This window comes from Parapedobacter sp., assembly GCF_035556095.1.
In the GTDB taxonomy this organism is placed as follows: Bacteria; Bacteroidota; Bacteroidia; order Sphingobacteriales; family Sphingobacteriaceae; genus Parapedobacter.
Genome location: NZ_DATMFT010000021.1, coordinates 190643 through 202879, shown reverse-complemented (window position 1 = coordinate 202879; position 12237 = coordinate 190643). Strand labels below are relative to the sequence as shown.

Genomic DNA, 12237 nt, shown 5'->3' with positions numbered 1-12237 from the left:
AATTTTAGACCATGCTGGAAAAATCATATCTTCACGGAAATCTACGATAGTGCAATACTATCAGGGATTAACTCAATCCGCTCCAATAACTGCCGAAACTGGAAATAGAACGAATCCATGCGCTTTCTAACGGCTTCGTCGAATACACCCGCATGTTTCCGCGTGAACGTCGAAATAGGCAGTCCTCTTTTTTGGAGAAAATATTTGGCCACAACCGGATAAACGTTGTGCATGATATCCATATGATCGATAAAGAACCGTTGTACCATTTCAACCTGATCGGCCAGCGCTTCGTTATCGTAATGGTTACATAACCAAACAATCAACTCGGGATAGTAATTTCCCTGGATGCAGGAAAGGCCAGCGGAACCGGCCTTTAATGATTCCACAGCGTGGACCATATAAGCGTCGTACAGGCCAAAATTAGCGACTCCCTTTGTCGCTTCGAGTTTTGCCTTGATCTGCTCGATATCCAAACAGGTATCTTTGTGGTAAATAACCCGGCCCGTACCAACGAAGCGCTTTAGTTGCTCAGCGGTCAGCACACGTTTGAAGGGTTCCGGGCATTCATAGAATCCGAGCGGAATGCCTGGCGTGGCATCCAGCAATTTTCCGAAACGTTCATCAAACAGTTCCGCACTTTCCGATTCCCCGGCTAACATATTGGTGATTACAATCACGGCCTCAACACCGGTGTCGTATATCCGCTTCACAAAATCAGCCTGTTTTTGTAACGGTCCACCGAAAGTCCCCGTAGCAACTACCGGTACTGAGCCATCTGCGATACGCACCACATGATTAGTGACCGCAAGCTGCTCCTCGCCCGATAAACTAAACATCTCGCTCGATTGGCAGTTGGCAAACAGGCCCGAAGCACCCGCACGGAGATAAAGCGATGTGAGTTTCGTCAGTCCATCAAAATCGACCGCTCCGCTTTCCGTGAACGGGGTTAGCATGACAGGGATATACCCCTTATTTTTTTTGCTCATTGATAACTTTGGTAATTTTTCTAAAATGACAATAAGCAAAGATAGATTATGGTGATACTGCCGTTCTATATCAAATTGGCGGGATATTATAGGATGTTGCCCTCTAGGTTACCAGTATTGCTTGATTTTCCGATTCACGAAATCCACACTCCTTTTCAATTGATCCATCCCTTCCACCCCATCTTCGATACTGATCCAGCTATCGAAATGAACGGATTTAAGGGTGGTGAAGATAGCGTCGTAATCGTTAAGACCTTTGCCGATTTCACCATGCCTCAGCACAGAGGCATATCCTTCGCTGTTATCTTCCATCTTCCGCAGGTCCTTGAGTGTTCCGCCTACCAGGTACCTGTCGCTAGCATGCATCGTCTTGATGCGGTACTTCACCTTCTCCAGTAGTTCCAACGGATCTTCACCAGCAAGAAAGGTGTTGCTCGGGTCATAGTTCACCCCGAAATAAGGGTCGTCGATTGCTTCGACAATCTGGCAGAACACCGAAGATTTCTGTGCGAATTCAGGAAATTTCCAGAAGTCGTCTTTGTAATGATTTTCGAGGATTAAAGTAATCCCGAGCAACTTTGCGTACGCAACGCATTCCAGAATCGAATCTACCGTCAATTTCACGCCGTCATCAATGGATAGCTCTGGTCGCCGCTGGCCCGACAGGACGCGGCAATAGTGGCCGCCAAGCGCATATGTCATGTCGATCCATTGTTTCTGCTTCTGGATCTGTTCCTTTCTGAACACCGGGTCGGGATGGGTAAAATCGGGCGAGCAGCACATCATCGGTATCTCCAATCCAGCATCGCTGACCCGGCGGCGATAGCGATCCCAGTTGTTAGGGTTCTCCATCTCTAGAAAGCCGGCGTACCACTCCAGCCCGTCAATTTCCAGTACCGACGTTAGATCAATCCATTCGTCGAGCGACATTTCTCCCGTTACACAAAGCTCCTTCATGAAAGCCTTCGGAAATACAGCTAATTTGGGCATATTAATCGATGTCTAGCGCGTCTAAGTTTTTTTCTGGATTCCGTCCAATAATCGGATGCTGCTCCAGTTCCACGGCTTGGCCGCTTATCGGACCCAGCGAATCCGAAAGCCACAATACCGCAGAATTGGCAACTTCCATGGGGTCCAGCAGCCGACGGGCAGGGGCATACATCGGCGAAATCAGTTTATACCAATCGGCAGGCAGTCCGTGACCGGTTTTCCGTTCCTGCTCCTTTTCCGTTAGTACCCATCCCACGTTCAGTTGGTTTACCCGTACACCAAAGTCTCTGTGCAGGCTATCGCCTAGGTTTCTAGTTAGGGTCATCAATGCTCCTTTTGACACACTGTACGCCAATAAGCTTGGTTCTCCGGCGTAGGCATTCACGGAACCGATATTGACCACCGCCCCTTTGGTTTCGGCCAGATGGGGCAGCGCCGATTGGATGATGGCAAACGGTGCCAATGAATTTACTTCCAATACTTCCCGGAACAACGCCAGCGTCGTATCGTTCACGTTGGACGAGACCACATAGGCCGCATTATTGACGATGCCGTTGATTTTGCCGAAACGGCGTACCGTGGTTTCCACCAGATCCAGCGCAAAGCCCTCGCGCGTCACATCACCAATGAACGGTTCGACCCGCTCCCCACCACCCAGGTAGCCTAGCGCGTCGGCCAAGTTTCGTTCGCTTCGCCCGTGCAGCAGTATGTTCGCCCGGGCGTTCAGGCAAGCCTTCGCGATTGCAAGGCCAATTCCACCGAATGCGCCGGTGACAATAATTACTTTGTCTTTTAATAAATCGTTTTGCATGATTTTCACCCTTTATTATTTCGGTATCAACACACTTTTGATGACTTCGCCATCCTTCATTTTGCGGAAAGCCACTTCCCAATCTTCCAATGGCCACATACCGCCGATGATTTTGCTAATGTCCAAGCGGCCTGTATCTAACAGCCGGATTACTTTTTCCCATACCGGCCAGTTGTGACTGAAACTGCCCTGGATACGTACGTTCTTCTGCACAATGGGATCCAGTGAAAACCCGATGGGTTGCGGCCCCCAACCTACTTTAACCACCTGTCCGTTGGGCCGTACCCAGTCGACTGCATGCTGGAGGGTATGGCTGATTCCCGCGGAATCGATTACGCAATCGGCCCCCATTCCGTCCAGCTCCCTTGCCCATGCGTCTGCATTATCGGTGAGGGGTCGTATTCCATAGGTCGCGGCAATGTCAAGCCGCACCCGATCGCTTTCCAGCCCCACAATGGCCACGTCCGCACCCCTCAATTGGGCCATCAGCGCGCAGAGCATCCCGATGGTGCCGGGGCCGATGACCAACACCCGGTCTCCGGGCTTGATATCGGCATTGTTTACCACCGCATTATAGGCCACGCTGCACGGTTCGGTCAGGCAGGCTTTTTCAAACTCAAGGGTATTCGGTATACGATGCAGACAGCGGGCGGGCACCGCAACGTACTTGGTCATCGCACCGTTGACACCGTAACCGAACCCTTTCCGCGAGGGATCGAGGTTATACAGTCCTACCTTCGACAGTGGGTTGTCCAGATCGATGACCGCGGCGGTTTCGCTGACTACCCGATCACCGGCTTTCCAGTTTTTCACATCCGGGCCAATCTCATCGATAATCCCCGCGAATTCATGGCCCAAGATAACCGGATAATTCACCTCCCAGCTATGGGTGGACGTCCATTGGTGCAGATCGCTGCCGCATACGCCCACGCCCTTTACTTCCAGGATCACCTCGCCGCTTTTCGGCGTGGGACGGGATACCTTCCGAAGTTCCACCGAACCCTTTTGGCGATCAAAATTTACGACTGATAAAAACTCCATGGTTGCTTATATGTCTTTTTTACTTGCTGCGAATGGATATTTTCGCAGATGGTCCGTAATACACTTGGAAGGTCATTGCTGCTCGACGTTTTGAACGAGTCGGCATCAATCGTGAGGGGCGCTCCAAGCACCACCAGCGGTGCGCCGTAAGACGGGCATGAGATGGCCTGATCAATGGACAGCCCGCCGACGGCTTGAACAGGTATGTTTACTGCTTCCACAACCTCAGTAAGCTGGTCCAGCGGACTGGGACAGGGCAAGCCCTGGGCAACCAAGCCCCGCCGTTCGTCGTAACCGATGTGGTGGATCACATAATCGCACCCCAGGTCTTCCAGAAACTTCGCGCCGTCTATCATCGAGTCGCATGCCAGGTTATCGCCCATCACCTTCACGCCGAAATCACGCCCAGCTTGTACCACGCACTTAATGGTTTCCGCATGTGCCCTCCCCATAACCACTACATGTGTTGCTCCTGCTTTAGCCATCATCTCCGCTTCCAGGTAACCACCATCCATAGTCTTCAGGTCAACCACCAGCGGTATATCAGGAAATTCACTCCTCAACCTGCGCACCCCATGCAGGCCCTCTGCCAGCACTAGGGGCGTGCCGACTTCCAGCCAGTCTACACCCGCCTGCAATGCGACATGGGCGGTGTTCACCCCCTCTTCAATATCCGTAAGATCCAATGATATCTGAACAATCGGTTTCATATACTTCTAAATTAACGCTAAATCTAGATCCTGACCGGGTTAGGACGATGATGCTAATACTACCCAACCTGACCCAAAGAACGTCTAGTGAGACTGAACGACCATGCACTTGAGTCATCATACGGCAAGTTTATTTGGAAAGATAAAGATGCACATTTTTACGTATCCTGCACAGTTTTAATTGTTGCCCATCCGACACCGTGATTACACGAGACTCACAGCCGCTACTATGCACTAGGGCGTTGTCTCATAGACGTTCCGGCATATCTTCCGGCACCCGCTCAACCAATCTATTTAGGGTTCCTTCTTGCTTGATCAAATCGAACGCGTCATAAAGCTCGCCCGTCGCCAAATAGGCTTTGAACGAAAGCTTTTGAGGGGTTACATCAATAATATGAAACAACTGCGTATAGATTGCAGAGCGATCCATCCAATATTTCTTTTCCACGTGGCTGCCAGTCATCTTGGGGCCGCTTACCGAAACCACATACATCGTCCCAGATGATTTCCTTAAACCGTCCATCGGAATTTCGCTCATGCCCCGCGCATAGGTATGATCATGGCCTTGCAATACCAAATCCACTCCGTACTGATCGAAAAGCGGCTTAAACGTCTCCCGCATCCGCTTGTTATCACGTGTCCCTTTGGGCGAATAGATGGGGTGATGAAAGATAGCCACAGTCCAGCTATTCGGGTTATTTTGCAATACACCGTCTAGCCACTCGCGTTGGGCTTCCAGGTAGTAATCCGATTCTTCAGCTTGGTCAGAGTTCAGCGATATGAACCGTACCCCCTGTACATCGACAAAATAACACGTTTCCTCCAGTCCTTTGGGTCCATTTAACGGCAGGTTAAACTGTGGTCTCCAAAAGACCGATGCCGCCCTTTCTCCATTCGGCAGGCTAAAGTGATCGTGGTTGCCCGGCGAAGGAAGGCCCGGTATCATGCTGTGTATGAAACCTCCCGCCTCGAACCAATCGGCCCATTCTTCGTCCTGGTTAGCACGGTTAATGATGTCACCTGCATACAGCTGCAGTCGCGCTTTCGGCGCTTTCGCGAAAGCCTCCCGTATAACGCGCGACCAAAGCGACCGTATATTTGTCTGCACATCGCCGAAATAAATAAACTGGAACGAATCTGTTGGGTTATCGCTGCTCGTAACAAAGTGGAACCATTCGCTCCATTGATTGCCCTGACCGACGCGGTAGGCATATTTTGTATTAGGGATAAGGTCACCGAAAACCAACGAATGGTAGTTGGATGAGACGGAATCTCCCAAACCCACCCATTCGGTTTCAGCCTTTTTCCGGATGGCCTTATCTACAAACCGTGGGTCTGCATCGGCAATCGCGATCTCTGCAAACCCTTCCTTGACGTGGCGACTTGTCTGCCAATTAATCGCAATGGAAGACGACAGATCTTCGGTCACGTTGACGATGATTCGCCTTGGCACTGAATCCGTCAGTTCTTGGCCGACGCCCTGCGAAAAAACACAGGCAACCACGATAAAAAGACAACTTATCAAAAGACCATACTTCTTACCTTTCTGCCGATTTAATCTAAGAGCAACCATTGAACTTATCATTTGAATGCATTCAAAGATATCCCATTAAATCTTCCTGCTTATGTATCAAATTTGCCGGGCATTGTAGGATATTAGCGCGTTCTCGACACTTCGAGAGTGGTTCTATTTTGATTTTCTGGTAGAAAACAGTATTTTTGGTTGAACCAATTAATTAATACCTTAGTCAGTCAATGAATAACTAATGATAACATCATACCAAACAGACACCTTCCTTATACCTTCTTCGGAGTGAGTCCAGGGTGAGTCCAACATGGGTCCAAGGTGAGTCCGGGTTTTCATAAGAAAACCCGGACTCACCTTGGACTTACCACGAAGTCAATGCAGGGCCACAGCGAAGCAGGTACGGGCCATGTATCACCCTGTTATGGAGAATGTTTGAAGCAAAAGAAAGGCGAAGGACCAATAAGCGGTTCGGAACGACTAAGTTAAGAATTTTTGAACAAAAAACCCAATACAATCCACATTATGGCTACGAAAGACAGAAATGGTAAAATAAAAGGAAAAATCAACAACATCGTCTATCGTGAACTAGGCGACAAACAGGTTATGCAAATTGCCCCGGCACGGGTGAAGCAAACCTACGCTACTAAATTGAATGCGTTGGAATTCGGACTGGCCAGCGCACAAGCCAAAGTACTGCGCAACGTCCTGAGGGACATATATGAGGAAGCAGACGGCAAAATGGCGGCGAGACTGAATGCAGCTGTAGCGGCTTGCATCCGTTCTTCGGAGAGGGATATCGGCGATCGGAATCTTCACGACGTGCGTCTGGATCAATTGAAAGGCTTTGAGTTCAATAACCATGCGCCATTCGAAAAGTTGCTTGTGGTAAAGCCAAGTTTCGGAGTTCTTCCCAACGGTAAATTTGAATTCAGCCTACCGCACTTCAACCTGATGAAAGATATCCACTATCCTCGGGATGGTGTACGTTATGACCCCAGCTTCCTGATTGCAATCACCGCTTTTCACTTCCGTGAAGAATATGTCCGGGTGATTGATAAAGCGGTATTCGACTTCAAAAACATCAATCAAGGGGCTGCGATTGACTGGTCGAGCAGCAAGCTGTTGCCGTTGGGGGTCGTTGTCGTTGTCACCTTCTCGCTGCGCTATTTGTCAACCAACTGGGTGGGCCGACAGGTACAAACTACGGACAAGGCATTCTACCCTACTGTGATGTTGGATGCATACCATGTAACGGAAGAGATGGCCGACCTGGCGAAAAAGGAAGGTTTCGCACGTGCAACCAGCACGATAGGCAAATTCAGCAACAATACCAATGACATCCTGAAAAACATCGCCCGGTTCAAGCAGAAAATTGCGGATAAACAGCGATGAAATCACGATGCGGATGAGCTCCGAATCCTCGCCAAACCCGATCCAACCAGCGAAATCATCAATGTACCTACTACGATAATCATGTTGGCGTGTAATGGATAACGCAGGTAACTGTATTGGTCCGGAATCAAATACGAGAAGGTCATCCATAAGATGGTCAAAACACCCGCAATGACAGCGATCACGGCGTCGCTGTTGTTGGCCTTTTTACTGATAAGGCCCAACAGAAACAGACCAAGCATGCCTCCAGCAAATATGCCGGACAGTTCCCACCATAGATCCAGGATACTCTGTACACCGATCATACTGATGCCCGTAACAATGCCAAGCATCCCGAAGACACCTGTGGCGAGGAATAGCATGCGTAATGCTTGCTTATTCGTAGCGTCACGTTTAAAATAACGTTTATAGATGTCTTCAGTGAATACCGTTGCCGATGCGTTCATCCCCGAACTGATGGTGCTCATCGCAGCTGCCAATATCGCCGAAATCACAAGACCAGCCAATCCAGTGGGTATCATGGTCACCATGAAATGGGGCATGACTTTATCTCCGAAGTCTTCGGGTGAGAGGGTTGCGGCCAATGCAGCGATTTCCTGTTGAGCCGCACCCAAGGGTAATCGTTCGGCAGCAGTTTGTAAGCGGATGGTCTCGGTAAGTGCAGGGTTCTGATAATAATAGGCATACAACCCTGAACCGATAACGAAAAATATCAACGAAATGGGTATATAAAGTTTCACACATAGCCATACGGATTTCGCAGCCTCTTTGGCCGATTGCGCCGTATGATAGCGCTGTACATAATTTTGGTCCATTCCGAAATTGTTTAGATTGATAAAAAACCCATACAGCAAAATCACCCAAAAAGAGGAGCCGACAAAGTCGAAACCCAAGTCGCCCAAGCTGAATTTATCATCTTTCAAACCGATGTCGATAATGCTTCCTACACCTCCATCCACACTTACGAATAAAAGATACATGATGAGCAGCCCACCGAATGTCTGGATAACGCCTTGCACGACTTCCGTCCAAATCACGGCTTCTATACCCCCCATCACTGTATACACCACAATACAAACGCCAGTCACAATCATGATTGTCACCATGTCATACCCAGTCAACGCCTGAAGGCTTAGGGCAATACCAAAGAAGATGGAACCCATACGAGCGAGTTGGGTAAGCAGAAAGCACGTCATCGCATAGGTACGCGCCCAAGAGCCGAAACGATGTTCCAAGTGCGTGTAGGCAGATATCCCGCCGGCACTTCTATAAAACGGGACGAAATACTTCACGGCTACCCAACCTGCCAACGGCATTGATAAGCTAAACACGAAAGCATTCCAATTGTCCCCGAACGCTTTGCCCGGCACGCCCAAAAACGTGTTGCTACTCAAGAATGTGGCATAGAGCGAAATCCCTACCGCCCAGCCCGGAATCATTCCCGAAGCTTTAGTGAACTGTTCGGCACTTTTATTTTTACGTGAAAACCAAATACCTACCAATACCATAGCCAACAGGTAGATGATAATAACGGCGATGTCAATAAGGGGAAGATTTTTCATCTGGATTTATTTTGGCTACTGCAATTAAGAAGCAAAGATAACTGCTGTATCTGAGAACTCGCTCTACTATTTTTGCCGCTGATTATAGGATATTGACTTATCCGTCATTAACTCCCGAGCGGAGTCACCATTGGAATTTATTACCTTGTTATTGTACAATATTATCATTCGTTTGCATGTCGAATTCCAATTTCGTATGTTAGTACACATTAAAAGGGATGGAACGATATTCATAACGGACAAGACTATTATAACCCTGTTCTTCTTTCGTACTTTAATAAAAGAAAACCAATGAATATGAATTATGAAACCACTTTTCCACAAAGTACCCACCCAAATCCAAGCCTCCTTCAGTGCGAGACACGATGTACAGTCCAATTTCGGATCGCTTTGGCATTACCATCCGGAATTGGAACTTCACCACGTTATTCAAGGCAAGGGCGTACGGTTTATTGGTGATAACATCGGCAACTTCTCGACCGGGGAAGTCGTTTTACTGGGCAGCACCCTGCCGCACATGTGGCAGTGCAATGAAGAATATTATCAAGACCACCCCACACGGAAAGTGGAAGCAATCGTCATCCAATTTCTACCGGATTGTATGGGTCGGGATTTCATGAACCTTCCTGAGATGTACCTGTTACCTAAACTATTCGAAAACGCACGAAAAGGAATGAAGTTTACGGGAAGAAGCCGGGCGAGACTAGTGGAACTGATGTACAAGGCCACCCAAGCCACCGATATGGAACGGCTGATTATATTGTTGTCTATCCTCAAAACGATGGCCGAAACGGACGAATACCAAACAATCACTTCAGCCCATGCATTTTTCAAACCAAATGAAGTCGATGCTGTGCGCATCAACAAAGTTTGCACATATACCTTAAGCAATTATAAAAAGGAAATCAGTTTGGAGGAGATTGCCGCTATCGCCAACCTCAGTGTCACGTCGTTTTGCCGGTACTTCAAACTGATGACCAAGAAGACGTTTTATGATTTCCTGATTGAAATACGCATTAGCCATGCATGTAGGCTGCTTGTAGAGGATATCTTACCCACTGAGGTGATTTGTTTCGAATGTGGCTTCAACAACGTTTCCAACTTCTACCGGCACTTCAAGAAAATAACCGATATGACGCCATTAGAATATAAGAAAAAGTACCTCAACAGCAAGGTGGCCGTCGGCTTTTAGCCTATGTGTCAATCTTAGCGTATTTCGCATTCCGTTCGATGAATTCACGCCGTGGGGCCACTTCATCGCCCATAAGCATGGAGAAAATCCGGTCGCATTCTGCGGCGTTCTCGATGGTCACTTGCCGTAGCGTCCGGGTTTCGGGATTCATGGTGGTATCCCACAACTGCTCGGCATTCATTTCGCCAAGACCTTTATACCGCTGTACATGCACGCTATCTTCCTTGCCCGCCCCCTTAAGGCGCTGTATGGCCGCGTCCCGCTGGTCTTCGTTCCAGGCATATTCCTGTTCCTTCCCTTTCTTTACAAGGTAAAGTGGTGGCGTGGCAATATAGACATATCCGTTTTCGATCAATTCTTTCATATACCGGAAATAGAACGTAAGGATCAATGTAGTGATGTGCGATCCATCCACGTCGGCATCCGTCATGATGATTACCCGATGATAACGGAGTTTGTCGAGGTTCAGCGCTTTAGCATCGTCTTCGGTACCCACACTCACACCCAAAGCCGTAAACATGTTCTTGATTTCCTCGTTTTCATAGATTTTGTGCTCCATCGCTTTTTCCACGTTAAGGATTTTACCGCGCAACGGTAAAATGGCCTGGAACTCACGATCGCGTCCCTGTTTGGCTGTGCCTCCCGCCGAATCCCCTTCCACGAGGTATATTTCACATTTGGCAGGGTCGTTATTGGAGCAGTCGGCTAGTTTACCGGGCAGGCCGCTGCCGCCCATCACGTTTTTGCGTTGTACAAGGTCCCGGGCTTTACGGGCTGCGGCGCGCGCCTGAGCGGCTACGATTACCTTCTGCACGATGGTTTTGGCTTCTTTTGGATTTTCTTCCAAATAGTTGTTCAGTATCTCCCCCACGGCCACATCCACGGCTCCCATCACTTCGCTATTGCCCAGCTTGGTTTTAGTCTGCCCTTCAAACTGAGGCTCGGCTACCTTCACCGAAATGACGGCGGTAAGCCCTTCCCGGAAGTCGTCACCTGTGATTTCCACTTTCATGTTCTTGAGCAGGCCCGACTTATCGGCATACGCTTTCAGGGTACGGGTAAGTCCGCGGCGGAAACCGGCCACATGGGTGCCGCCTTCAATGGTATTGATGTTGTTGACGTACGAATGAACGTTTTCCGAATAGGTCTCGTTATATTGTAGGGCAAGTTCAACCGGAATCCCCTGTTTGATGCCTTCTACATGGATAGGATCCGGGATGAGTGGCTGGCGCGTACCATCCAGAAACCGAACAAACTCTTTTAACCCACCTTCGGAAAAAAATGTCTCTTGCCGCAGGGCGCCGTCTTCCAGATCTTCGCGCTCATCGAGCAGGGAAAGCCTTATCCCCTTGTTGAGGAATGCCAACTCACGCAACCGGCTGGCCAGTGTGTCGTAGTTGTATACCGTTGTGGTAGTAAAGATTTCAGGGTCGGGGAGGAACGTGACCGTCGTACCCGTACGGTCGCTTTCGCCGATGACTTTCACATCAAATTGCGGCTTTCCCTGCCGGTATTCTTGGGTGAATATTTTCCCATCACGGTGAATCTCGGCAGTCAATACTGTAGACAGTGCATTCACGCAAGACACACCCACACCGTGGAGCCCTCCCGACACCTTGTACGTGTCTTTATCAAATTTACCACCGGCATGCAGGACGGTCATGACCAGTTCGAGTGCCGATTTATTTTCCTTTTTGTTGATACCGGTTGGAATCCCCCGGCCATTGTCTGCTACCGTAATGGAATTGTCTTTGTGGATAATGACCTGGATATCGTCGCAGTAACCAGCCACGGCTTCGTCAATGGAGTTATCCACCACTTCGTACACCAGGTGATGAAGACCTTTAACGCCGGTATCGCCAATATACATGGAAGGCCGCTTACGAACGGCCTCCAATCCTTCCAATACCTGAATATTATCTGCGGAATACGTTGAATTTTGCTTGTTTTCTTCGCTCATTATCGTTTTTGAATTCGTCGCCCAAAGATACGAAAAAAGTACCACATAAGAGCGGGAAGGAA

At 48.8% G+C, this 12237-nt stretch carries 10 protein-coding genes; 2 read left to right on the top strand and 8 right to left on the bottom strand.

The window, feature by feature from the left end:
- Positions 1 to 41: 41 nt before the first annotated feature.
- From VNQ80_RS11405 to VNQ80_RS11380, 6 genes are all read right to left on the bottom strand, one after another.
- Entirely contained in the window at positions 42 to 989 is a 948-nt protein-coding gene (locus tag VNQ80_RS11405) for a dihydrodipicolinate synthase family protein (protein ID WP_325638622.1), read from the bottom strand.
- 108 nt (positions 990 to 1097) lie between these two features.
- Positions 1098 to 1979, bottom strand: a complete 882-nt coding sequence (locus VNQ80_RS11400; protein ID WP_325638620.1) for a sugar phosphate isomerase/epimerase family protein — start codon at positions 1977 to 1979, stop codon at positions 1098 to 1100.
- Position 1980: 1 nt separating this feature from the next.
- Positions 1981 to 2790 carry an SDR family NAD(P)-dependent oxidoreductase gene (locus tag VNQ80_RS11395; protein WP_325638618.1) on the bottom strand — a complete coding sequence of 270 codons (810 nt, stop codon included), beginning with the start codon at positions 2788 to 2790 and terminating at the stop codon, positions 1981 to 1983.
- 15 nt (positions 2791 to 2805) lie between these two features.
- On the bottom strand, positions 2806 to 3831 hold the full coding sequence (locus VNQ80_RS11390; protein WP_325638616.1) for a zinc-binding dehydrogenase: 1026 nt from the start codon (positions 3829 to 3831) through the stop codon (positions 2806 to 2808).
- Positions 3810 to 4541, bottom strand: coding sequence for an orotidine 5'-phosphate decarboxylase / HUMPS family protein (locus tag VNQ80_RS11385; RefSeq protein ID WP_325638614.1), 732 nt, complete (start codon positions 4539 to 4541; stop codon positions 3810 to 3812). Before VNQ80_RS11385 ends, VNQ80_RS11390 begins: the two co-directional genes overlap by 22 nt.
- 247 nt (positions 4542 to 4788) lie before the next feature.
- Positions 4789 to 6114: a metallophosphoesterase family protein gene (locus VNQ80_RS11380; protein WP_325638612.1), complete on the bottom strand. Its 1326-nt coding sequence runs from the start codon at positions 6112 to 6114 to the stop codon at positions 4789 to 4791.
- Between the two features lie 477 nt (positions 6115 to 6591).
- On the opposite strand from VNQ80_RS11380, the gene VNQ80_RS11375 reads away from it, so the two are divergent.
- Positions 6592 to 7461 (top strand): hypothetical protein, encoded by an 870-nt coding sequence (locus VNQ80_RS11375; RefSeq protein ID WP_325638611.1) that lies wholly within the window; start codon positions 6592 to 6594, stop codon positions 7459 to 7461.
- Positions 7462 to 7463: 2 nt separating this feature from the next.
- On the opposite strand, the gene VNQ80_RS11370 is transcribed toward VNQ80_RS11375, so the two are convergent.
- On the bottom strand, positions 7464 to 9023 hold the full coding sequence (locus VNQ80_RS11370) for a sodium:solute symporter (RefSeq protein WP_325638609.1): 1560 nt from the start codon (positions 9021 to 9023) through the stop codon (positions 7464 to 7466).
- Positions 9024 to 9327: 304 nt separating this feature from the next.
- Here VNQ80_RS11370 and VNQ80_RS11365 point away from each other — a divergent pair, with 304 nt between their 5' ends.
- Entirely contained in the window at positions 9328 to 10215 is an 888-nt protein-coding gene (locus VNQ80_RS11365) for an AraC family transcriptional regulator (protein WP_325638607.1), read from the top strand.
- A 1-nt stretch (position 10216) separates the two neighbouring features.
- On the opposite strand, the gene gyrB is transcribed toward VNQ80_RS11365, so the two are convergent.
- Positions 10217 to 12175: a DNA topoisomerase (ATP-hydrolyzing) subunit B gene (gyrB, locus tag VNQ80_RS11360; RefSeq protein WP_325638605.1), complete on the bottom strand. Its 1959-nt coding sequence runs from the start codon at positions 12173 to 12175 to the stop codon at positions 10217 to 10219.
- Positions 12176 to 12237 lie beyond the last annotated feature (62 nt).